The following is a 20,429-nucleotide window of genomic DNA, read 5'->3' on the forward strand; positions in this document are numbered from 1 at the left end:
CGAGTTGCCTAGTTCAGCGGTCCGCCGGCGACGTACAGCACCTGGCCGGAGACGAAGCCGGCCGCCTCGCCGGTGAAGAAGGCGATGGCGTTGGCGATGTCCTCGGGCTCGCCGACGCGCTGCACCGGGATCTGGGTGGCGGCGGCCTTCTTGAAGTCGTCGAAGCCCATGCCGACACGGTCGGCGGTGGCCTTGGTCATCTCGGTGGCGATGAAGCCGGGGGCGACGGCGTTGGCGGTGATGCCGAACTTGCCCAGCTCGATGGCGAGGGTCTTGGTGAAGCCCTGCAGACCCGCCTTGGCGGCCGAGTAGTTCGCCTGGCCGCGGTTGCCGAGCGCCGAGGAGGAGGAGAGGTTGACGACCCGGCCGAAGCCCGCGTCGACCATGTGCTTCTGAACGGCCTTGGTCATCAGGAACGAGCCGCGCAGGTGGACGTTCATGACGGTGTCCCAGTCGGAGACGCTCATCTTGAACAGCAGGTTGTCGCGCAGCACGCCGGCGTTGTTGACCAGGATGGTCGGGGCGCCCAGCTCCTCGACGACCCGGGCGACGGCAGCCTCGACCTGCGCCTCGTCGGAGACGTCCGCGCCGACCGCGATGGCCTTGCCGCCGGCCGCGGTGATCTTCTCGACGGTGTCCTTGCAGGCGGCCTCGTCCAGGTCGATCACGGCGACGGCACGGCCCTCGGCGGCCAGTCGTACGGCGGTGGCGGCGCCGATGCCGCGCGCCGCGCCGGTGACGATCGCGACCCGCTGTTCAGTGGTGGACATTGCTGCTTCTCCTCGCCCTTGAGAGAACCTTCGTGGTCCTTGAGGGGACCCTGGTGTGCGGTGAGCGACCGCTTAGTACCTTCAGCACCCGTGACGCTAGAAGCCCTGGCACCCGGTGTCAACGGCACACCGGGCGCGTGTGATCCATTACCTCACCAGGAGGTCCAGCAGACGCTCCGTCTCGGCCGCCGGATCGGCGGTCAGTCCGGTGTGCACGGGACCCGGCTGCACGACGGTGGAGCGGGGCGCGATCACCCAGCGGTAGCGGCGCCCGGCGTCGTCGTGGGCCGCCTGCCCGGCCTCCTCGCCTCCCGCGCAGTGCCGCTCGATCGCGCCGAGCGCGGCCCGCACCCCGGCCACGTCGGCGTCCGGGTCGAGGGCGAGCAGCCGGGCCTCGTCCAGATGGGTGCGGGCACCGACGTAGGCCTGGGCGCGGCAGTAGACGACCACGCCCGCGTTGATGCACTCGCCGCGCTCGACGCGGGGTACGACGCGCAGCAGGGCGTACTCGAAGACGTCGCGGTCGCCGCCCTGACCCGCCCGGGTGATGTGGCGCTCGGTCACATGTCCGGCCATGTGGATGTGGGTCTCGCTCACTTGCCCTCCTCGAGGCCGGTGATGCGCTCGGCGATGACGGCCGCGCGGGCGAGCAGGGGCCGCGCGTAGGCCCGGCGCAGGTCGTCCGGGGTGTCGAAGCCGGGCTCGTCGGCCAGCCAGACGTCGGGGATCTCGGCGGTGACCTCGGTGAGGAGGTCCTCGGTGACCCGGGGGGCCAGCTCGGCCGCGGCGGCGGTGACGTCCGGCGCGAAGCGGGCGAGGGCGTGGTCGGAGGCGTCGTAGCGGCGGCCCGCGGAGGCCTCCGCTGCGGGCCAGTTGTGGTGCCAGATCATCGTGGCGCCGTGGTCGATGAGCCACAGTTCGCCGCGGTGCACCAGGAGGTTGGGGTTGCGCCAGGAACGGTCGACGTTGTTGATCAGCGCGTCGAACCAGACGATCCGGCCGGCCTCCTCGGGGCTCACCGGGAAGGCGAGCGGGTCGTAGCCGAGGGCGCCGGAGAGGAAGTCCATGCCGAGGTTGGTGCCGCCGCTGGTCCGCAGCAGGTCCTGCACCTGCTGCTCGGGCTCGCCGAGTCCCAGGACGGAGTCCAGCCGGACGGTCACCAGGCGGGGCATCCGGAATCCGAGCCGACGCGCGAGTTCGCCGCACACGACCTCGGCGACCAGAGTCTTGCGGCCCTGTCCGGCGCCGGTGAACTTCATGACATAGGTCCCGAAGTCGTCGGCCTCGACGAGCCCCGGCAGCGAGCCGCCCTCACGCAGCGGCGTGATGTAGCGGGTCGCGGTGACTTCCTTGAGCATCGCCCCAGGTTACTGGGGCGGCACGGGGGCGGGCCGACGGCTCGTCACAATCGCGCCGCGCCGCCGTCCGATCACCGTCCGGCAACGATCGGATCTCGTCCGGGTGGCAGACCGGTCTCCGCTGAACGGTCCGGGCCGGCGGGCCGTACCCCTGGTTGAATCACAAACGGCCTGGACGAAGGGGTTCCACATGACCAGCGCATCGACCCAGCCCGCGGCGGGACCGGCCCGCCGTACCGTCATGGCGGCCGCCGGAGCGGCCGGGCTCGCCGTCGCGCTGACCGCCTGCGGGTCGGGCGACGACTCGAAGGACGCGAGCGGTTCCGCCGGTGGCGCCGCGTCCGGCACGACGCTCGCCAAGACCTCGGACATCCCGGAAGGGGGCGGCAAGATCTTCAAGGACCAGGGCGTGGTGGTCACCCAGCCGACGGCGGGGACCTACAAGGCCTTCTCGTCCAAGTGCACCCACCAGGGGTGCGCGGTGACCGGCATCACGAACGGCGTGATCACCTGTCCCTGTCACAAGAGCGAGTTCTCGGTCGAGGACGGCAGCGTGAAGAAGGGGCCCGCGACCCAGCCGCTGCCCGCCGAGAAGATCACCGTCTCGGGCGACGAGATCAAGCTGGCCTGAGCGACGGTCACGCCCGTCGGCGCGGCCGCTTGAGGCAGCCGAGCACCTCGTCCGTGGTCGTGACCGTCGCGACCAGCGCGAGCGTGTTGCGGACCATCGCGGGGACGTAGTCGGCGGGCACCCCCGCGATGGCGTCCGCCGGAACGACGGCGGTGTAGCCGCGGTTGACCGCGTCGAACACCGCGTTGGGGACGGCCACGTTGGCCGAGACCCCGGTGACGACCAGGGTGCGACAGCCGAGGTTGCGCAGCAGGGCGTCGACCTCGGTGCCCTGGACCGGGGACAGGCCGTGCAGCCGTCGTACGACGAGGTCCTCCTCGGTGACCTCGATCGGGGGCGCCACGCGCACCGCTGTGCTGCCGGTCAGCTGCTGGACGGGCAGTCGTTCGGCCGCCCGGAACAGGCGGGCGTTGCGGCTGGCACCGCGGCCGTCCGGGCGGCGCTCGGCCAGGGCGTGGATCACCTGCACCCCGGTCTCGTGCGCCGCGGCGACCAGCCGGGCCACGTTGGCGAGGGCGCCGGAGGAGCGGGCCTGGCGGGCGAGTTCGGGCAGCGCGGCGTCCGGGCCGACCACCCCCTGCTGGCACTCCACGGTGAGCAGGACGGTGCTCGCGGGGTCGAGGAGCTCCCCGAGTTCTTCGTACGACGGCATGGCGCCCCTTTCGCCGAGGTGCGGGGCGGCGAGCGTAACCACCCCGGCGTGGAAGGGGAAGGCGACGGGACCACGACCCATTCCCTTTTCTGACGTGATGTCAGAGGATCAACACGGTACGGAAGTCTCTGGCACGACGTGGGAGAAGAGGGGGCCGCATGACCGTCACTCAGCAGCGCCGGGGCCGGAAGATCATGATGACGCCGGGCGAGCTGGACGAGTTCCTCACCAGCCAGCGCACCTGCCGGGTCGCGACCGTCTCGGCGGACGGCGCACCGCACGTCAGCGCGCTGTGGTTCGCCTGGGACGGCACCTCGCTGTGGCTGTACTCGGTGGTGCGCAGCCGGCGTTGGGCCCAGCTGCGCCGCGATCCCCGGGTGGCGGTCGTGGTCGACTCGGGCGAGGAGTACGACCAGCTGCGCGGGGTCGAGCTGTCCGGGCGGGTGGAGTTCGTGGGCGAGGTGCCGCGCACCGGCGAGCTGTGCGCCGAACTCGACACGCCGGAAACGCTGTTCGCCCGCAAGAACTTCGGCCTGGACGAGATGCCGCACGACGGCCGGCACGCCTGGGCCCGGCTGACCCCGGAGAAGATCGTCTCCTGGGACTTCCGCAAGCTCGGCGCCTGAGGCGCGGGGGCTCGCACCGGCTGGGCCGCTTGGGGTGCTGGGGCGCCTGGGACGGTGGGCTCGTGTGACCCAGGGGGACGCATGGGGCGTGCATGGGGCTCCTGGGGCAGCCCCTGGCCCGGGCGGCAAGCCCGTACGCCCTGTACGCCCGGCCCGCCGTCGCCTCAGCCGAGCTGTCGCGCCGACGCCCGCAGCGCCTCGACCGCCGCGCGGATCGAGGGGCGGCGGTCCGCGTCCGCCCGCCAGACGACGTAGACGTGCCGGCGCACCCGCTGCGTGAACGGGACGACGACCACGCCCCGGGGCATCGGGTCGCGGCCCAGCAGCGGCGCGATGCACACACCCAACCCGGCGGCCACCAGCGCGAGTTGGGTGTGGGTCTCGGCGGCGCGATGGCCCACGATCGGCTCGATGCCCTTCGAGCGGAGCGTGAACATGAGCCACTCGTGGCAGAACTCGCCCTCGCCCCAGGTGATCCACTCGTCCTCCGCGAACTCGGTGAGGTCCACTTCCTCGCGGTCCGCGAACCGGTGCCCGGCGGGCAGGGCGACCTCCGCGGCGTCGTCCAGCAGCGGCGCCTTGACCAGGCCGTCGGGCACGGGCATCGGCTTGTTGTACCAGTCGAGGACGACCGCGAGATCGAGGTCGCCACGCACGACGCCGGCGACGCCCAGCTCGGGTTCCAGTTCACTGGAGCGCACGCGCAGTCCCGGGTGCTGGGCGCGCAGGGCGGACAGCGCGGCCGGAAACAGGCCGCGGGCGGCGGTCGGGAACGCCGAGAGGCGGAGTTCGCCGACGACCTGGCCCCGGTGCGCCTCCAGGTCGGACTGGGCCAGCTCCACCTGGGAGAGGATGCGGGCCGCGTGCTCGGACAGCAGCCGTCCGGCGTCCGTGAGCCGTACGCCCCGGCCGTTCTTGGCGAGGAGCTGCTGGCCGACCTCCCGCTCCAGCTTGCCCAGCTGCTGCGAGACCGCGGACGTGGTGACGTGCAGCGCGTCGGCGGCGGCGCTGACCGAGCCGTGCCGGGCGAGGGCGTCCAGGGTGCGCAGGCGCTCGAGGTTCAACATGTAAGCGATTCTAAGAGGTATCCAGGGAGATTTCTCGATTGTGCTACGAGGTTGCTTCCGGCATCGTTGGGGCATGAGCACGGTCACCGCACCCCGCACCCACTCCCCGGCACCGGCCCACCCCCGCACCCGCCTCGACTGGCGGCTCCGCTTCGGCCTCCTGTCCCTGATCTGGGGCTTCAGCTTCCTGCTGATCAAGGTCGGCACCGAGGGCTACGCGCCCTTCCAGGTCACCCTGGGCCGACTGGTGTTCGGTACGGCGGTGCTGGTGGCGGCGATGGCCGTGAAGCGGGAGCGGCTGCCGCGCGGGGCGCGTCTGTGGTGGCACATGGCGGTCGCCGCGTTCTTCCTGAACGCCCTGCCGTTCTCCCTCTTCGCCTACTCCGAGCTGACCATCCCGTCCACGCTGGCCGGCATCTGCAACGCCACCTCGCCGCTGTGGGGCATGGCGCTGTCCCTGGTCGCCCTCTCCGAGGACCGGCCGACACGGGTGCGGTTCGCCGGCCTCGGCCTGGGCTTCCTCGGGGTCCTGACGGTCCTCGGCGCGTGGCAGGGGTTCCACGGGCTGGACGCCACGGGTACGGCGATGGCGCTGCTGGCCTCGCTGAGCTATCCGGTCGGGTGGATCTATGTCCGGCGGACGCTGGCCGGCACCGGTAACTCGCATCTGTCCATGACCGGTGCGCAGTTGATGATCGCGACGGTCCAGCTCGCCGTCGTCACGCCGCTGTTCACCTCGTTCCCCGCGCACTTCTCGCTGGTCCCGCTGCTGGCGATCGCCGCGCTGGGGGCGCTGGGGACGGGGCTCGCGGTGCTCATCCAGTACGGGCTGGTCGCCGAGGTCGGGCCCACGACGGCGCAGATGGTCACGTACTTCATCCCTGTCATCGCCACCGCGGCGGGCGTGGCGATCCTCGGGGAGTCGCTCCGGTGGACCACGCCGGTCGGGGCCGTGATCGTGCTCGCGGGGGCGGCCCTGACCCAGGTGAAGCCGAAGACGTAAGGGGGGCGGGGCGCCCGAGGGGGTGACGCGCCCGGGGGGCTCGCCCGAGCCAGCACGCCGAGGGAGTGGTGCGCCCGAGGGCGTGGCACGCCCACGGTGGTGGGGCGCGCCGGGTGCGTGCGGCCGGCACTCCGCCCCCTCGGCCGTGAGCATCCCCCGGCCGAGGCTCCCTCAGCGGTACGAGCGGTCCGGGGAGGGACGGATCGCGGCCGCCACCGCCTCAGCAAGCGGGGCGATCTCCCGTGGCGTGACCGGAGAGACCGTGATGCGGATGCCCGGTGCGGTGGTGAGGCGGTAGCGGGCCCCCGGGGCCACGGCCCAGCCGGACTGCAGAAGGCGGGCGACCGCGGCCGTCTCGTCGGGGACCGGGATCCAGACGTTCATGCCGCTGCGGCCGTACGCCGTGACGCCCTGCTCCGCGAGCGCGTCGATCAGGGACTGCCGGCGCGCGCCGTACGCCGCCGCCACCGCCGCCCTGTCCACCGCGCCGTCGGCCCACAGCCGGGCCACGGCGCGCTGGAGCAGGAGGCTCACCCAGCCCGGGCCGAGCCGCTGGCGGCCACGCACCCGGTCCAGCGTGACGGGGTCCCCGGTGAGGACGGCGACCCTGAGGTCGGGGCCGTACGCCTTGGAGGCGGAGCGGACGAAGGCCCAGTGACGGGTCACTCCCGCCAGGGGATGCAGCGGGAGATCGACGATGGCGTGGCCGTGGTCGTCCTCGATCAGCAGGGTCCCCGGGTGCTCGCGCAGCACCGCGCGCAGGGCACGCGCGCGTGTGGCGCTCATCGACGCGCCGGTCGGGTTCTGGGCGCGGTCGGTGACGATCAGGGCGCGCGCCCCGGCCCGCAGGGCGGCGCGCAGCTCGTCGGGCAGGGGACCGTCGTCGTCCAGCCCCACGGGGACCGTGCGCAGTCCGAGCGCCGGGATCAGATCCAGGACGCTGCCCCAGCCGGGGTCCTCGACGGCGACCGCGTCCCCCGGTCTGAGGTGGGCCGCGAGGACGCGCTCGATGGCGTCGAGGGAGCCCGAGGTGACGGTCAGCGGGCCGTCGGGGACGCCGTCGGCCTCGAGTTCGGCGCGGGCGATCCGGGCGAGGTCCGGGTCGATCGGGTCGTCGCCGTACAGGACCGGTTCCCGGTCCGCCTGTGCGGCCGACGCGGCGAAGGCCGGGGCCAGGCTCGGCAGCAGAGCGGGGTCGGGGTTGCCGGTCGACAGGTCGCGTACACCGGGAGGCACCTCTAGGCGCAGGCCCTCGCGCCCCGTCGTGGCCGGCTTGGACCGGACGCGGCTGCCCCGGCGCCCGGCGGTCTCGATCACCCCGCGCTCGCGCAGGGTGCGGTAGGCGGCCGCGACCGTGTTGGGGTTCACCCCGAGCCTGGTCGCCAACTCCCGCATGGGAGGAAGGGGTTGGCCCGGCTCCAGCTCTCCGGCGCCGACCGCGCGCTCGACGCTGGCCGCGATCTCGGCTGCGCCGCGCCCATGAATCGGATACTCTCCTAGCACAAAAGCAATTATGCACTAGTGCAATGCAGAGCGCAAAGGAGGGCCCGTCATGCAGGGGACCCAGGAAGTACCGGCGCAGTCCACCGCCTCCGCCTACACGCCGACCGACCGCACCGTGCCGACCCGGTCCGCGGAGCGGGCGTCGTACGACAAGGAACTGGTGCACTCGATACTCGACGAGGGTTATGTCTGCCACCTCGGGTTCGTCCGCGACGGCGCCCCGGTGGTGCTGCCGACGCTGTACGCCCGCGTAGGCGAGCGGCTCTACGTGCACGGGTCCACCGGTTCGCGCCCGCTGCGGATGACCGGCCAGGGTGACCCGGGCCTGCCGGTGTGCCTGACGGTCACCCATGTCGACGGGCTGGTGCTGGCCCGCTCCGCCTTCCACCACTCGATCAACTACCGCTCCGTGGTGGTGCACGGCACCGCCCACGACGTCACCGACCCCGAGGAGCGGCGGCTGGCCCTGGACGCGCTGGTGGACCACGTCGTACCGGGCCGGGCCGCCGACTCCCGGCCCGCGAACAAGAAGGAGCTGGCCGCCACCGCGGTGATCCGCCTCGACCTCGACGAGGTCTCGGCGAAGACCCGCACCGGCGGCGCGAACGACGAGCCCGAGGACCTCGCCCTGCCGCACTGGGCCGGCGTCGTCCCGGTCCGCAGGGCCTACGGCACCCCCGTCGCCAACGCCGATCTGGCGCCGGGCACCGAACTTCCGGACTACCTGAAGGCGCCGGTGTAGGAGACGCGCCCGGCGGCCGGACCACCTGAAGGCGCCGGCGTAAGCGGGCGTGCGCGGCAGCCGGACCATCTGAAAGCGCCGACCCATGACGTGCGCGGCGGCACCGTCACCCACACGGTCACACGGAGACCGGCTCCCGGCGCCCGGCCCCGCGGGTCTCGCTCACCGCGAGTCCGGCGACGGCGCCGAGCATCAGCAGGGTGCCGGTCACGGTGGCCGTCGTGAGGCGCTCACCGAGCAGGACGACCGCGAGCACGGCCGCGGTCACCGGCTCCAGCAGCATGATCACGGAGACGGTCGCGGACCGTACGACGGCTGCTCCGGCGAAATACAGGGCGTAGGCGAGGGCCGTCGGGACGGACGCGATGTAGAGGATCAGCGCCAGCAGCCGTACGGGATGGTCGGTGTGCGGGAACAGCCCCTCGCCGAGGGCGAGCGGAAGCAGGCACAGGGCGGTGACCCCGAAGGCCCAGATCGTGGTGTCGGAGGCGTCGGCGCCGCCGTCGCGGCCCCACCACCGGGTCAGCAGCGTCATCGCGCAGTAGCCGGCCGTCGACACGAGCGCCAGGAGCACGCCCGCGGGCCGGACCGTGGCGTCCGAGCCGCCGAGGGTCAGCACGACCAGCCCGGCGAGCGCCCCGACAACCGCGAGGAGACCGCCCACGCCGAGCCGCTCCCCCAGCATCATCCGGGCGCCGAGCGCGATGAGGACCGGGCCGGCGCCGAGCGTGACCACGGTGGCCACGGCCAGCCCCGTCGACTCGACGGCCGCGAAGTAGGCGGTCTGGAACACGGCCAGCCCGATGCCGGTGGCGACGGCCTTCGCGACCCGGCGGCGCAGGGGTTCGGGGGCGGCCGGGCGGGCCGGGCGGCGCAGCAGCCGGCCGGCCAGCAGCAGGACGAGTCCGACGGCGCACCGCCAGAAGGACAGGGTGAAGGGGCCCATGTCGCCGGCCCGGTAGACCAGGGAGGCGGCGGCACCCGCGGTGCCCCAGGTGGCACCGGTGACGATCAGATAGAGCAGGCCACGTCCGACGGACAGGCCGGAGACAGCGTTCGACACGAGGTTTTCTCCGCAGAAGCGCACTGAGGAAGTGCGGAAGTGGGATGGCGGCCCGCTCGGCGGGGCGCGTGGACTTCATCTGCGGGCAGCACCGTCCCGCCCTGCGCCGCACGGCGCTGGGCGTGTACTCCCGGAGGCCCGCCTCAGGCGGCCGGGGGCGGAAGGACGAGTGCGTTCGAATGCATGATCAGCACCTTAGGCGGCCGTGCCGCGCGCGGACAACTCCCGGTCCGCGCGGCCGGCCGCGACGGGTTCCGGGGACCCCTTGGCGGGCGTCGAGGACTGGGCGATGAACGCGCCGACGAGCACGACCGCGCCGCCGACGACCTGGGGCGCCGAGAGGTGCTCGCCGAGCAGCACCCAGGCCAGCACGGTCGCGATGACCGCCTCCAGGCAGGCGACGACACCCGCGACCTGCGGCGACAGCCGCCGCACCGACAGTACGCCGGTGACGTACGCGACGACGGTGGCGACGAGGACGATCCAGAGGATCAGCGCGAGGGCCGGGACCTCGGTGCCGTCCATGTGCGCGGAGCCCGCCAGCACCGACCAGTCCATGGTCCAGGGACGGGCGACGGCGGTGAGCACGACGGCGCCGACCAGCAGGCCGTACGCGATCACACCGAGCGGGTCGGGTGCCTCGTCGCCCGCGTCGCCGCCCTGGTCGGACAGGACGAAGTAGCCGACCTGGCAGCAGGCGGCGCCGAACGCGAACAGCACGCCCAGCGCGTCGAAGCTCAGCCCCGACCACACCTCCACGACACAGGCGAGTCCGCCGGCCGCGAGGACCACGCCGAGCGCGGCGGCCCGCGTCACCGGCCGACGCTGCACGAACCGCACCCAGCCGAGCACCAGCGCGGGCGCGAAGTACTCCAGGAGCAGCGCCACACCCACCGGGATGCGGGAGAGCGAGGCGAAGTAGCAGGCCTGGACACCCGCGACGGCGAGCAGTCCGAACCCGGCGAGCAGAGCCGGGCGGCGGCGCACCAGCGCGCGGTGCCGCACGGCCAGGGGCAGCATGACCACGGCCGCGCCCGCCACCCGCAGCCACACCACGTGCAGCGGCTCGAGTCCCGCCTCGATCAGCGGCTTGGCCGCCACCCCGGACCCGCCGAAGGCCAGCGCCGACGCCAGCGCGAGACCGAGCCCGACGCCCTTGCCGTGGCTCCCCTGACTGCTCTCAGACATATGCACGGGCACATGATGACAGGCGATGACATGAGCGTCACCTCCTTTGACACCTGTCTCAGGGGATGGACGGGAAAAACGGGCGTGCCGCGCCGGGGCTGGGGGCGCAGGCAATTCCCCTACAACTGGGGCCAGGGACGCACGCAAGCACCCCTGACTGGGCGGGGGCGCAGACAAGTTCCCCTATAAAAGGCAGCGCGTACGTGGGCGGACAGCCCCGCTCAGCAGACCGCCCCGCCGTCGGCTACCTCCGCCGTGCCGGACTCGATCCGCGCGCGCAGGCCGGGTGCGGTGATGCCGGCGCGTTCGAGGACCTCGACGGCGCGGGACTGCGGGTCGCCGACGAGCGCGGCGAGCAGATCGATGCCGGTGGCTCGGTGCTCGCCGCGGTGCAGGGCACGCCGGCGGGCGTCCTCCATGGCGGCCGCCGCGGCGGGCGACCAGCCCGGGGCGTCCTTGGCCTCGCCACCGTGGCGTGCGGGGCGGGGTACGACGGCGATGGCGCCGGAGTCCTCGACGCTGCTCTGCCAGCGCAGCCCGTAGCCGATGCTGCGCTGCACGAGGTAGCCGAGCAGACGGGCGAGTTGCGCGCTGGTGCCGACGACGGCACGGACCTGGGGGTCGGCCTCCAGGAGCGAGTGGAGCAGATGGGCGGTGTCGATCTGCCGGTCCCCGTCCCGCAGGGCCCGGCGGCGGGCACCGGCGACCACCGCTGCCAGCTCGGCACTGAGCCCGGCAGCGTCGTCCGCGCGGTCGTCCGCACGCGGGCCGTCCTGGTCACGGGCGGGCTGGCGGGCTATACGGGGTTGCACACCCTCCACCCCATCAGCCCCGACGGGGCGTGGCATCCGCGAGGGGAACCATTTTCGCGTCCCACACAGAGTGGACATCCCCGGCCGGAATCTCATCCTTACGGAGGAGATCAGGCCGAATTCGGCCCTGGGGGCGCGCGCCGCCTTGCTCTGCGCCATCAGTGTGGAGGGTGCATGCGAGTGCTGGCTCGTGGCGCTGCAGCCCCCGCCATCTGTTCCCGCCCCCATTCCTGACGGTTCATCAGTATTGAATGTTCGAGGCCCTGCGGCTACGTTCCGCGACACCGTAGCCCGATACGAAGGGGTGGTCGCATGGCCGAAGTCAGCGCGGAGGCACGCATCCAGGCACCGGCCGAGAAGGTATGGGCCCAGATCGTCGACTGGTCGGCGTACGGGGAGTGGAACGCGACCCACACCAGCTTTCCCGCGGGCGGACCCGAGAACCTGACGGTGGGCGGGACCTTCCAGGAGAACATGAAGCTGATGGGCTTCCCGGCGGAGGTCGACTGGACCATCGAGGCGCTGGAGCCGGCGCGGGTGTTGGCGATCCGCGGCAAAGGCCCGATGGCGGTGACCGTCGCCACCCGCTACACGCTCACCCCCGACGGGGACGCGACAACGGTCCGCATCGACGGCGAGTTCACCGGCGCCGCGGTGTCGCTGATGGCGGGCAAGCTCAAGGACTCGGCGACGGCGGCCCTGAACGAGTCGCTGCGCAAGCTGGGCGGGCTCGTCGCCTGACCGCGGCCACCGTCGTGGCCCGAACCCGGACGCGGGAAGGCGCCCCGCGGAACTCCACGGGGCGCCTTCGCGACCGTACGGCCTCGGTACTCGGCCTCGGCGTTCAGTGCTCGTCGGCGAGGATGAGGTACAGCTTCTTGCGGGCGTCGTTGATGACGGCCAGCGCCTTGTCGCGCTGTTCCTTGGTGCCGGTCTTCCAGACCTGCCCGAAGGCCTCCATCAGCCCGAAACCGGCCTGGCGGATCTCGCCGAGGGCCTCCCAGTCGACCCCCCGGGAGGCTTCCTCCCAGGGCGCGTCCGGACCCTCTTCGACGGCGCTGCGGCCGCTCTCGGTGAGGGAGAATAGCTTCTTGCCGCCCTCGGTCGCGCTGGCGATCAGACCCTCGTCCTCCAGCAGTTGCAGCGTGGGGTAGACAGAGCCGGGGCTGGGCCGCCACGCGCCACCGCTGCGTTCGGCGATCTCCTGGATCATCTCGTAGCCGTGCATCGGCCGGTCCTTGAGCAGGGCCAGGATCGAGGCCCGCACATCACCGCGCCGCGCCCGTCCCCTCGGTCCGCCCCGCCCTCGAGGACCCCAGGGGCCCGGCCCGAAGCCCGGCCCGCCCGGGCCGAACCCGGGTCCGCCCGGCCCGAAGGGACCGAAGGCGGCCCGGCGCCCGTCGAACGCACCGAATCCACCGAACCCGCCCCGGCCATGACGGCCCGGGCCCTCATGGCCGTGCTCACGCTCGAATCCATGGGTACGCATTGCGATCACTCCATTCCATCGTCGATCTGTCACGTGCCACTCGCGTCTCTTACGCGATGCCTCAACGATATATCGGAACCGATCGCATGACAATGCCCTTCCCGAGACCCAGGTCGACCGGGTCCATGGGGGGATCCGTTCGTGGCCGCTCGCGTCCGACTCGCACCGTCGCCGTCGCGACGGCCGCAGCAACCTGAACTGGATGGGCATGGCGAGGGCGCTTGCGTTCGTGACGCCCACGTACCTGTCGGCGGCCACGTACGGCGTGATTGCCTCCGGGCGCAAGGAGCTGACCCCCCGCTTGGTGACGGACTTCGCTTGCCTGCTGGGGATCGACGCCCGCGAACTGGCGTTGTTCACGGGCGTTTTGCTGCGTGAGGTACCGCCTCCTCCTTCCCCGGAGGCCGTGGACGCTGCGGCGCTGCTGTGGGAGGTGCGACGGTTGTCCGCCTCCAGGCGCGACACGTCTCCGAGGTGGCTCGTTCGCTGCGCGAGGACTCCCCGGACGGGTAGCCCCTCAGCCTGCCCTGACCCTGATACCCGCCGGCATGCGCCCGGCTCGGTTCTCTAGCCGTCGAGCGAGAAGCGATAGACGGTCGACTGCCTGGTCCGGAAGCCGAGGCGCTCATAGAGCCGGTTCGCCGCCGCACGGTCCGGCCGTGAGGTGAGATCCACCGTCCGGGCGCCCGCCTCCCGGGCGATCCGCAAGGCCTCCTCGGTGAGAAGACCGGCGACTCCCCGGCCTCGCGCCGCGCTGTCCACGACCACGTCTTCGACGCGGGCCCGCAATCCGGACGGCAAGGGCAGCATCACCAAAGTCAGGGTTCCGACGATCGTCCCGGCCGTCCGGGCGACGAGCACCGTGTTGGCATCGCAGGTCACCATCCGCTCGACCGCGTCATGGTCGAGTGGCTTCGCCGTCGAGGACAGCTACGGCAACAACCGGCCGAAGGCGTCCACGAGTTCCTGGCTCGCTTCCCTGACAATGTCCACCTGGACGTCCATGCGGTGAGCTTAACCGTCACCGAGGCTGCTGAGCCCGCTCCGACCCGGCGACCTGCCGCAAGGCGCGGGAGGCCTTCAGTGGGGTGCCCTCAGTGGGCAGCCGGTGCCGACGCGGGAGGTGAGGTCGGCCCGCAGGGCGGCCAGTTCGGCCATGCGCGTGTCGATGATCCGGATCTTGTCCTCGAACAGCGTGGACAGGGCCTCGGCACTGTCGGGTGCCTCACGCAGATCCGCCCCGATGCGGCCGATCTCCGCGAGCGTGAAGCCGAGGCTCTGGGCGGTGCGGACGTAGTGCAGCCAGACCACCGTCTCGGGCGCGAAGTCGCGGTAGCCGTTGGGCAGGCGTCTGCCCTCGATCAGCCCGATCCGGTCGTAGAACCGGACGGTGTCCTTGGACAGACCCGTCCGCGCCGCCAGCTCCCCGATGCGCATGACTCCCCCGCCGATCGCCGGACTTGACCTTGGAGCGTACTCCGCTCTCTAGCGTGAGCGCGCCGGAACCGAACCCACCCCTGGAGCCCGCCATGCCCCTGTCCGCCCCGTCCCGCCCCGGCTACTTGCGCCTCGTGCGTGCCAGTGGCTGGTACGACCTCCTCGTCACCGCGGGCTTCGCTACGCCGTGGACGTACGCCCTGGTGCACCGGCTGCTGTCGGCGACCGGGGACGCGACCGGGCTCGGCGGCATGCCCGCGCTCACCCCCGTCCAGACCCTCTACGCCAACCTGATGGGCTCGGTCGTGGTCGTCTGGTCCGTCCTGCGTGTCGTACGACCGCTGCCGCTGCACGGTCTCCTCGACGGCGTCGCCCGCGCACTGTTCGCCCTGTGGCAGGCGTACGCCCTCGCGCACGGCGGGCCGGGAGTGCTGTGGCCGTTCCTCGTCGTGGAGGTGGCGTTCGGCGTGGCCCAGCTCGCGCCGTGGCTGCCGTACGGCAGGACCGCCGTACGGCAAGAGGGCCAGCGGTCGTGAATTGGCCTTGGTCCGCTGCTCGTCGCGGCTCTAGCGTCTGCGGCATGCGCATCCGAATCGTCGACGCCTTCACGGACCGCCCCTTCGCCGGCAACCCGGCCGGAGTCCTGCTCCTGGACGACGCCTTCCCGGAGGACGACTGGCTCCAGCACGTCGCCCAGGAGGTCAACCACGCCGAGACCGCCTTCGCGCACCGACTCCCGGACGGCGGTGAGGCGGACTGGGCGCTGCGCTGGTTCACGCCCGCCGCCGAGGTGGCGATGTGCGGGCACGCCACGCTCGCCACTGCACACGTCCTGCACAGCACCGGCGCCCACGAGGGACCGGTGCGGTTCGCTACCCGCAGCGGCGTGCTCGTCGCCACGCCCGGCGCGGACGGCTGGATCACCCTGGACTTCCCGACCGCCCCGCTCGCCCGGGTCGAGGTCCCGGCCGGCGTCGCCGACGCGCTGGGCGCCGAGCCCGTGGTCGCCTACGACACCGGTCCCCACGTCGGTGATCTGCTGGTGGAGCTGGCGGACGAGAAGACGGTGCTGGGTCTCGCCCCCGACCTGCGGGCCCTGGGCGCCTACTCCGCACGCGGCATCATCGCCACGGCCCGCGCCGAGGACCCGGCCCGGGGCTACGACTTCGTCTCCCGCTGCTTCTTCCCGAACGTCGGCATCGACGAGGACCCGGTCACCGGCAGCGCCCACACCGCGCTGGCCCCGCACTGGTCCGCCCGCCTCGGCCGGGACGACCTGACCGGGCTGCAGGCCTCCCGCCGTACCGGCCTGGTCCGCACCGGACTGCGCGGCGAGCGCACGCTGCTCGTCGGCCGCGCGGTGACGGTGATCGACGGCGAGCTGCTCGCCTGAGTACCGGCGCACTGCACTCCCGGATGCTCAGGCCGTGGGCAGCCAGCCCACCTTGCCCGCGAGCAGGGCGTAGCCGACGAAGGCACCGATGTCGAGCAGGGAGTGCGCGACGACCAGCGGACCGACCCGGCCCCAGCGGCGGTACAGCCAGACGAACACCACGCCCATGACCATGTTGCCGAGGAAGCCGCCGACGCCCTGGTAGAGGTGGTACGACCCGCGCAGGACCGCGCTGGCCACCAGCGCGGTCCCCGGGGTCCAGCCCAACTGCCCCAGCCTGCGCAGCAGGTAGCCGACGACGATGACCTCTTCGAGGATCGCGTTCTGCAGCGCGGAGAGGATCAGGACCGGGTACTTCCACCACACGTCGGGCAGGGCCTCGGGCACCACGGTGAGGTTGAAGCCGAGACCCCGGGCGGCCAGGTAGAAGGCGATGCCGGTGCTGCCGATCACGGCCGCGATGGCCGCGCCCCGGGCGAGGTCGGGCCAGGGGCGGGTGCGGTCGAAGCCCAGTGTGCGCAGGCTCTCGCCCTCGCGGAGCAGCAGGTGGGCGACGAGGGCGACGGGGACCAGTGCGGTGGCGATGCCGAAGAGCTGCCAGGCGAGGTCGAGCCAGGGGCGGCCGGGCGCGGCCGAGGCGTTGAGGGTGGCCGCCTGGTCCTTGAGGCCGCCGGGCTTGGTGACCGAGCCGATGAAGCTGATGAGGGCGGACACTCCGCTCGCCCCGAGCGAGAGCGCCAGGACGAGCAGGGTCTCGTCCCGCAGCATCCGCCGCGGAAGCCGCTCCCGCGGCATGGACGGAATGGACTCGGCCACCGGGTCAGCCTCCACCTGCACTCCAACCGTCAGGCGGCTCCCAAGCCCCCTGCCTCACCTTCCTCCCGCAAGCATCGCAGAACCAGCGCAACCCACCGGCCACCGGGCCACTGTGCACCCCGAACCGAACCGCCCGAGCCCACCACCAACCGGCCGGTCCCTTCATTCCGCCGCAACGGCGCTCAGCCCCCACGGCCCGGACCGGCGGTCTGGACGGCGCTCAGCCCACCCCACCCCCTCCCCGACCTCCCCCTTCCCGACCGGTCCTCCCCCGGCAGCGGCCCTCATCCCAGCGGCACCGTCTCCGGCAAGCCCACCGGCCAGGTGTGCACCGGCTCCCCCGCGTGCATGAGCTCGGCATAGCGGCGCGTCGTCGCGGCGAGGGCGGTGTGCCGGCTCATCCCCTGTTCCAGGGCCCGGTGGAAGGTCGCCGCCTGCCAGGACGCCCCGTTGACCCGTCGGCGGCACCGCTCCTCGATGACGCCCAGGTAGAGATCACGGTCGGCGGCCTCGACACCCCACGCATCCAGCCCGGCCGAGGCCAGCGGCAGCAGCTCGTCGCGGACCAGGGTCACCGCGTCGACCTCGCCCGTGCCGCCGTACCGTCCGCGCCGGGGCCAGACGAACCGCGCGTCGATGCCGTGGCGGCAGGCCGCGTCGAAGTTGGCCTCGGCCGCCCGGAAGGACAGCCGGCTCCACACCGGGCGCGTCTCCTCGGCCAGCGCGCGTACCAGGCCGTAGTAGAAGGCCGCGTTGGCGATGACGTCGGTGATGGTGGGCCCGGCCGGCAGCACCCTGTTCTCGACGCGCAGGTGCGGGACGCCGTCCGCGATGTCGTAGACGGGCCGGTTCCACCGGTACACCGTGCCGTTGTGCAGGACGAGTTCGGCGAGCCGGGGTACGCCGCCGGCGTCGAGGACGTCCAGCGGCTCCTCGTCGTCGCAGATCGGCAGCAGCGACGGGAAGAAGCGCAGGTTCTCCTCGAACAGGTCGTACGCGGAGGAGATCCAGCGCTCGCCGAACCAGGTGCGCGGCCGTACGCCCTGCGCCTGGAGCTCGGGCGGTCGGGTGTCGGTGGCCTGCAGGAACAGCGGCGGCCGGGACTCGCGCCACAGCTCGTGCCCGAAGAGGAAGGGCGAGTTGGCGCCCAGGGCGATCTGCGCCGCCGAGGCCACCTGCGCCGCGTTCCACACGTCGGCGAAGCGCCCCGGGGTGACCTGCAGATGCAGTTGCACGGAGGTGCACGCGGCCTCCGGGGCGATCGACTTCGAGGTGCAGAGAAGATGCTCGATGCCCTCGATGTCGAGGCGGAAGTCCTCGCCCCGGGCGGCCACGATCTGGTCGTTGAGCAGGGTGTAGCGGTCCACCTCGGAGAGGTTCGCGGAGACCAGGTCGTCGCGGTCGAGCGTGGGCAGAATGCCGATCATCACGATTCCGGCGTCCACCTCGCCGGCCTTCCGGTCGGCGTACGCGAGAGCCGTGCGCAGTTCCTCGGCGAGCCGGTCGAATACCCGGCCGCCCAGTCGGTGTGGGGCGATGTTGACTTCCAGGTTGAACATGGCGAGTTCTGTTTGGAAATCGCGGCTGGCGATGCGCTCCAGCACTTGACCGTTCAGCATTTTCGGCGCGCCGTCGCGCCCGGCGAGATTCAGTTCGATCTCCAGCCCCATCAGGTTCTTGGGGCGATCGAACCGCTTCTCGGCCAGCAGTCTCTCCAGTCCCGCCAGACACTTTCGCAGCTTTTCGCGGTACCGCTGGCGATCGGACAGGTCGAACTGCCCCGCCACGACCTTCTCCCCCATCGAAGTGTCCCTCCTCGGATGGGCGGGCCGAGGAACCGGCCGCCGGGGTCCCGGGTCAGGTGGGATGATGCCCAGCGGAAGCGATCGATAACGCCCCATCCGACGCCGCGGCCCACTAGTCTGTCGGAATGTGCCCGGGGGCACATTCACGGGGCATGCGTCACCGCGCAACCACGAGTTCCCTGAGCACCTCGTGAAAAACGCCGACGACATTCGGCCGACCGCGAGGGCGGCGTTTTACGAGGTCAAGCGGCACGCTCCGACCGAGAATCGGGATGAATCCCGTGAAATCGACGGCGGAATAACCCCTTGCGCAGTGCACCGGAATCCGATAGACGAAACAGCGTCTGAACACGTGTCGTATAAACTTCGCTGGCAAGGCTTAAGGTTGGCGCTCCGGTATCGGTTCCCGCCGAGTCCTGTCGTGTTCCTGCCGTCACGGTGACGGACGACAGAACTCAGCCGCACCCACCCACACCGCCCCGGGCCCACCACTCAGGCCACCTGTGAGCAGACAGCGTCGTCCGCCCCACCCCCTCGCGCCGCCGCGCCTGTCGAACGAGAGGCGACCCACATGCCGCTGCACGTGCCCCCTGCCCCCGCGCCCGCACTGCGCTCCGTCCTCACGGCCCTCGGTTCCCCCACCGCGGTCCGCGAGGCCCGAACCCCGTCCCTGCGAGCCGCCCAGGGACCCGCGACGCCTGAACTCCCGCTTCCCGTACACGTGTTGGACCGGATCACCGCGCAGGGCCTGTCCGCCACGCGACTGGCCGGCTGGCGCTTCCTGATCCGCTGCGGGGACCGCGCGGTGGCCGCGGCCGACACGATGCTCACACCCGACGGCTGGGCCTTCTCGCACTTCTTCGAGGGCCCCTACGTCACCTCCACCGAGCACGCACTGCAGCAGGCGGAGGCGGTACAACAGCCGTACCAGCCGCGCCTGCTGTCGGTGCCCGGCCTCTACATGCTCACCCTGTGGCTGCACGGAGACGCCGGCGCCGACCCCGCCGAGGGTCATCCGGCCGCCACCGACCTGCTCATCCCGCTGGCCCCGGCGCCGCCCGGGATCTCCGCGCACCGGCCGCACCGCGTCTCGGAGTTGCTGCCCGTCCTGACGAACCGGGCGACCCCCGTCCCGCTGCTCGGCTCACCCGCCTGAACGACGCCCGCGCACGCGTACCCCGCTTCCGGAATGTGAAGCGGGGTACGCCTGTTTCCGGATTGCGCTCGTACGAGCAATTACCCGCTCCTACGAGCCGGGAAAGGGCTCTCTGCCGTGCGGACTAGCCCTATCCGGCCCCCCAGAACCACCCAAAGGGACAGTGCAGTTGGAATGAACCGTCCGCGTGGGTGATGCGTCCTGAACTGGTGACAAGCGGTGCTGCGAAATCCCTGCGGAATGACGCCCGGAGAGCAACACTGGTTTCCGACCGACTAATCACCACGGGGGACGGCCATGACCACGACAGAGCGAAAGATCCCACCCATGTGTCAGCACCAGCCACCGTGCCCGCCAGCCGAGTCCGCCGACCGGGAGTCCGCCCGTCTCGTGGCGCACCACCCCGAGCAGGGATGGAGTCTGCTGTGCAACGGCGTCCTGCTCTTCGAGGACACCGGTGAGCTTCTGCCCGACGGTCGCGTCATCGCGCCGCACCGTCCGCTCGGCACGGACCAGGTGATGACGGCAGCCTGAGCACGAACCCGGGCGGCCCGCCGCGCCGCCCGGTGACCCGAGGGGCCGGCCGCACGCACACGGTGCGCACCGGCCCCGACGTGTGTCCGGCGACGATTACGGCCCGTAATCGCATGCTCAACCTTTTGTGGCGCCGCCCTCTTCTGCCGTCGCTCTCCCGCCATTGCATTCCTGTCGTGCTCTCCGCCATCGCCTTCCTGACGTGCTTTCCTGACGCGCTCTCCCGCCATCGCTTCCCTGACCTGCTCTCCGCCATCGCCTCCCTTCCCTTCCCACCGGTCCCGTCCTGTCGGCTGGTCGAATCGTCCGCGCGGGAGTGGGATGGGAGGAAAGCCCGCGAACAGGCTCACCCGCGGGAGTCGCCCGCGGGCGCCCGTGAGGAAC

At 72.1% G+C, this 20,429-nt stretch carries 22 protein-coding genes and 1 pseudogene; 9 read left to right on the plus strand and 14 right to left on the minus strand.

The features are described 5' to 3' along the window. Nucleotides 1–8: 8 nt before the first annotated feature. The 3 genes from fabG to ABZ865_RS38040 form a co-directional block, all read right to left on the minus strand. On the minus strand, nt 9–770 hold the full coding sequence (fabG, locus tag ABZ865_RS38030) for a 3-oxoacyl-ACP reductase FabG (protein ID WP_361240750.1): 762 nt from the start codon (nt 768–770) through the stop codon (nt 9–11). 147 nt (nt 771–917) lie between these two features. Next, nucleotides 918–1,367, minus strand: coding sequence for a DUF3037 domain-containing protein (locus ABZ865_RS38035; RefSeq protein ID WP_361240753.1), 450 nt, complete (start codon nt 1,365–1,367; stop codon nt 918–920). Then, on the minus strand, nt 1,364–2,128 hold the full coding sequence (locus ABZ865_RS38040; RefSeq protein ID WP_361240756.1) for a HipA family kinase: 765 nt from the start codon (nt 2,126–2,128) through the stop codon (nt 1,364–1,366). The genes ABZ865_RS38035 and ABZ865_RS38040 overlap by 4 nt, the downstream gene beginning before the upstream one ends. Before the next feature lie 190 nt (nt 2,129–2,318). Between ABZ865_RS38040 and ABZ865_RS38045 the strand changes: the two genes are divergently transcribed. Then, nucleotides 2,319–2,759 (plus strand): Rieske (2Fe-2S) protein, encoded by a 441-nt coding sequence (locus ABZ865_RS38045; RefSeq protein ID WP_361240759.1) that lies wholly within the window; start codon nt 2,319–2,321, stop codon nt 2,757–2,759. Nucleotides 2,760–2,766: 7 nt separating this feature from the next. On the opposite strand, the gene ABZ865_RS38050 is transcribed toward ABZ865_RS38045, so the two are convergent. Continuing rightward, a complete protein-coding gene (locus ABZ865_RS38050) occupies nt 2,767–3,411 on the minus strand; it encodes a cysteine hydrolase (RefSeq protein ID WP_361240882.1) in 645 nt (214 codons plus the stop codon). A gap of 158 nt (nt 3,412–3,569) precedes the next feature. On the opposite strand from ABZ865_RS38050, the gene ABZ865_RS38055 reads away from it, so the two are divergent. Beyond that, nucleotides 3,570–4,037: a pyridoxamine 5'-phosphate oxidase family protein gene (locus ABZ865_RS38055; RefSeq protein ID WP_361240762.1), complete on the plus strand. Its 468-nt coding sequence runs from the start codon at nt 3,570–3,572 to the stop codon at nt 4,035–4,037. Nucleotides 4,038–4,201: 164 nt separating this feature from the next. Here the strand turns inward: ABZ865_RS38055 and ABZ865_RS38060 are convergent, their stop codons facing one another. After that, on the minus strand, nt 4,202–5,104 hold the full coding sequence (locus tag ABZ865_RS38060) for a LysR family transcriptional regulator (RefSeq protein WP_361240765.1): 903 nt from the start codon (nt 5,102–5,104) through the stop codon (nt 4,202–4,204). Between the two features lie 73 nt (nt 5,105–5,177). On the opposite strand from ABZ865_RS38060, the gene ABZ865_RS38065 reads away from it, so the two are divergent. Beyond that, the gene (locus ABZ865_RS38065; protein ID WP_361240768.1) at nt 5,178–6,107 is read left to right on the plus strand and encodes a DMT family transporter; all 930 of its coding nucleotides are present in this window, start codon (nt 5,178–5,180) and stop codon (nt 6,105–6,107) included. Between the two features lie 171 nt (nt 6,108–6,278). Here ABZ865_RS38065 and ABZ865_RS38070 read toward each other — a convergent pair whose 3' ends face one another. Then, complete coding sequence (locus ABZ865_RS38070; protein WP_361240772.1) at nt 6,279–7,610, minus strand: aminotransferase class I/II-fold pyridoxal phosphate-dependent enzyme; 1,332 nt, start codon at nt 7,608–7,610, stop codon at nt 6,279–6,281. Between the two features lie 49 nt (nt 7,611–7,659). On the opposite strand from ABZ865_RS38070, the gene ABZ865_RS38075 reads away from it, so the two are divergent. After that, the gene (locus ABZ865_RS38075) at nt 7,660–8,352 is read left to right on the plus strand and encodes a pyridoxamine 5'-phosphate oxidase family protein (RefSeq protein WP_361240775.1); all 693 of its coding nucleotides are present in this window, start codon (nt 7,660–7,662) and stop codon (nt 8,350–8,352) included. 118 nt (nt 8,353–8,470) lie between these two features. Here the strand turns inward: ABZ865_RS38075 and ABZ865_RS38080 are convergent, their stop codons facing one another. The 3 genes from ABZ865_RS38080 to ABZ865_RS38090 all read right to left on the minus strand — a co-directional run bounded on the left by ABZ865_RS38080 (nt 8,471) and on the right by ABZ865_RS38090 (nt 11,415). Continuing rightward, a complete protein-coding gene (locus ABZ865_RS38080) occupies nt 8,471–9,415 on the minus strand; it encodes an EamA family transporter (protein WP_361240778.1) in 945 nt (314 codons plus the stop codon). A 195-nt stretch (nt 9,416–9,610) separates the two neighbouring features. Continuing rightward, nucleotides 9,611–10,603 carry an EamA family transporter gene (locus ABZ865_RS38085; RefSeq protein WP_361240781.1) on the minus strand — a complete coding sequence of 331 codons (993 nt, stop codon included), beginning with the start codon at nt 10,601–10,603 and terminating at the stop codon, nt 9,611–9,613. Between the two features lie 221 nt (nt 10,604–10,824). Beyond that, nucleotides 10,825–11,415, minus strand: a complete 591-nt coding sequence (locus tag ABZ865_RS38090) for a Clp protease N-terminal domain-containing protein (RefSeq protein ID WP_361240785.1) — start codon at nt 11,413–11,415, stop codon at nt 10,825–10,827. Nucleotides 11,416–11,727: 312 nt separating this feature from the next. On the opposite strand from ABZ865_RS38090, the gene ABZ865_RS38095 reads away from it, so the two are divergent. Then, nucleotides 11,728–12,156: an SRPBCC family protein gene (locus ABZ865_RS38095; RefSeq protein WP_361240788.1), complete on the plus strand. Its 429-nt coding sequence runs from the start codon at nt 11,728–11,730 to the stop codon at nt 12,154–12,156. Nucleotides 12,157–12,259: 103 nt separating this feature from the next. Here the strand turns inward: ABZ865_RS38095 and ABZ865_RS38100 are convergent, their stop codons facing one another. The 3 genes and pseudogenes from ABZ865_RS38100 to ABZ865_RS38110 form a co-directional block, all read right to left on the minus strand. Next, nucleotides 12,260–12,904: a PadR family transcriptional regulator gene (locus tag ABZ865_RS38100; protein WP_361240792.1), complete on the minus strand. Its 645-nt coding sequence runs from the start codon at nt 12,902–12,904 to the stop codon at nt 12,260–12,262. Between the two features lie 567 nt (nt 12,905–13,471). Beyond that, nucleotides 13,472–13,909: pseudogene (locus tag ABZ865_RS38105) on the minus strand (GNAT family N-acetyltransferase). 75 nt (nt 13,910–13,984) lie between these two features. After that, nucleotides 13,985–14,341, minus strand: coding sequence for a MerR family transcriptional regulator (locus tag ABZ865_RS38110; protein ID WP_361240795.1), 357 nt, complete (start codon nt 14,339–14,341; stop codon nt 13,985–13,987). A gap of 92 nt (nt 14,342–14,433) precedes the next feature. On the opposite strand from ABZ865_RS38110, the gene ABZ865_RS38115 reads away from it, so the two are divergent. Then, nucleotides 14,434–14,877, plus strand: a complete 444-nt coding sequence (locus tag ABZ865_RS38115; protein ID WP_361240885.1) for a hypothetical protein — start codon at nt 14,434–14,436, stop codon at nt 14,875–14,877. Between the two features lie 44 nt (nt 14,878–14,921). Beyond that, nucleotides 14,922–15,734, plus strand: a complete 813-nt coding sequence (locus ABZ865_RS38120) for a PhzF family phenazine biosynthesis protein (RefSeq protein WP_361240798.1) — start codon at nt 14,922–14,924, stop codon at nt 15,732–15,734. 27 nt (nt 15,735–15,761) lie between these two features. Here the strand turns inward: ABZ865_RS38120 and ABZ865_RS38125 are convergent, their stop codons facing one another. Beyond that, nucleotides 15,762–16,571: a type II CAAX endopeptidase family protein gene (locus tag ABZ865_RS38125; protein WP_361240801.1), complete on the minus strand. Its 810-nt coding sequence runs from the start codon at nt 16,569–16,571 to the stop codon at nt 15,762–15,764. Nucleotides 16,572–16,834: 263 nt separating this feature from the next. Continuing rightward, nucleotides 16,835–18,352: a glutamate--cysteine ligase gene (locus ABZ865_RS38130; protein ID WP_361240804.1), complete on the minus strand. Its 1,518-nt coding sequence runs from the start codon at nt 18,350–18,352 to the stop codon at nt 16,835–16,837. 574 nt (nt 18,353–18,926) lie between these two features. Between ABZ865_RS38130 and ABZ865_RS38135 the strand changes: the two genes are divergently transcribed. Both ABZ865_RS38135 and ABZ865_RS38140 read left to right on the plus strand, forming a co-directional pair. Continuing rightward, nucleotides 18,927–19,511 (plus strand): hypothetical protein, encoded by a 585-nt coding sequence (locus ABZ865_RS38135; protein WP_361240807.1) that lies wholly within the window; start codon nt 18,927–18,929, stop codon nt 19,509–19,511. A 327-nt stretch (nt 19,512–19,838) separates the two neighbouring features. Beyond that, nucleotides 19,839–20,045 carry a DUF5999 family protein gene (locus tag ABZ865_RS38140; RefSeq protein ID WP_100825047.1) on the plus strand — a complete coding sequence of 69 codons (207 nt, stop codon included), beginning with the start codon at nt 19,839–19,841 and terminating at the stop codon, nt 20,043–20,045. Nucleotides 20,046–20,429: the final 384 nt, after the last annotated feature.

The sequence above is a fragment of the Streptomyces sp. NPDC047085 genome, assembly GCF_040643735.1.
GTDB lineage: Bacteria > Actinomycetota > Actinomycetes > Streptomycetales > Streptomycetaceae > Streptomyces.

What these genes read in the sequence shown, in the direction of transcription:
- ABZ865_RS38085 (WP_361240781.1), bottom strand. Translation starts at nt 10,603, where the DNA reads ATGTCTGAGAGCAGTCAGGGGAGCCACGGCAAGGGCGTCGGGCTCGGT.
- ABZ865_RS38100 (WP_361240792.1), bottom strand. Translation starts at nt 12,904, where the DNA reads ATGCGTACCCATGGATTCGAGCGTGAGCACGGCCATGAGGGCCCGGGC.
- ABZ865_RS38115 (WP_361240885.1), top strand. Translation starts at nt 14,434, where the DNA reads ATGCCCCTGTCCGCCCCGTCCCGCCCCGGCTACTTGCGCCTCGTGCGT.
- ABZ865_RS38120 (WP_361240798.1), top strand. Translation starts at nt 14,922, where the DNA reads ATGCGCATCCGAATCGTCGACGCCTTCACGGACCGCCCCTTCGCCGGC.
- ABZ865_RS38045 (WP_361240759.1), top strand. Translation starts at nt 2,319, where the DNA reads ATGACCAGCGCATCGACCCAGCCCGCGGCGGGACCGGCCCGCCGTACC.
- ABZ865_RS38075 (WP_361240775.1), top strand. Translation starts at nt 7,660, where the DNA reads ATGCAGGGGACCCAGGAAGTACCGGCGCAGTCCACCGCCTCCGCCTAC.
- fabG (WP_361240750.1), bottom strand. Translation starts at nt 770, where the DNA reads ATGTCCACCACTGAACAGCGGGTCGCGATCGTCACCGGCGCGGCGCGC.
- ABZ865_RS38110 (WP_361240795.1), bottom strand. Translation starts at nt 14,341, where the DNA reads ATGCGCATCGGGGAGCTGGCGGCGCGGACGGGTCTGTCCAAGGACACC.
- ABZ865_RS38065 (WP_361240768.1), top strand. Translation starts at nt 5,178, where the DNA reads ATGAGCACGGTCACCGCACCCCGCACCCACTCCCCGGCACCGGCCCAC.
- ABZ865_RS38140 (WP_100825047.1), top strand. Translation starts at nt 19,839, where the DNA reads ATGTGTCAGCACCAGCCACCGTGCCCGCCAGCCGAGTCCGCCGACCGG.
- ABZ865_RS38040 (WP_361240756.1), bottom strand. Translation starts at nt 2,128, where the DNA reads ATGCTCAAGGAAGTCACCGCGACCCGCTACATCACGCCGCTGCGTGAG.
- ABZ865_RS38060 (WP_361240765.1), bottom strand. Translation starts at nt 5,104, where the DNA reads ATGTTGAACCTCGAGCGCCTGCGCACCCTGGACGCCCTCGCCCGGCAC.
- ABZ865_RS38095 (WP_361240788.1), top strand. Translation starts at nt 11,728, where the DNA reads ATGGCCGAAGTCAGCGCGGAGGCACGCATCCAGGCACCGGCCGAGAAG.
- ABZ865_RS38055 (WP_361240762.1), top strand. Translation starts at nt 3,570, where the DNA reads ATGACCGTCACTCAGCAGCGCCGGGGCCGGAAGATCATGATGACGCCG.
- ABZ865_RS38130 (WP_361240804.1), bottom strand. Translation starts at nt 18,352, where the DNA reads ATGGGGGAGAAGGTCGTGGCGGGGCAGTTCGACCTGTCCGATCGCCAG.
- ABZ865_RS38050 (WP_361240882.1), bottom strand. Translation starts at nt 3,411, where the DNA reads ATGCCGTCGTACGAAGAACTCGGGGAGCTCCTCGACCCCGCGAGCACC.
- ABZ865_RS38135 (WP_361240807.1), top strand. Translation starts at nt 18,927, where the DNA reads ATGCCGCTGCACGTGCCCCCTGCCCCCGCGCCCGCACTGCGCTCCGTC.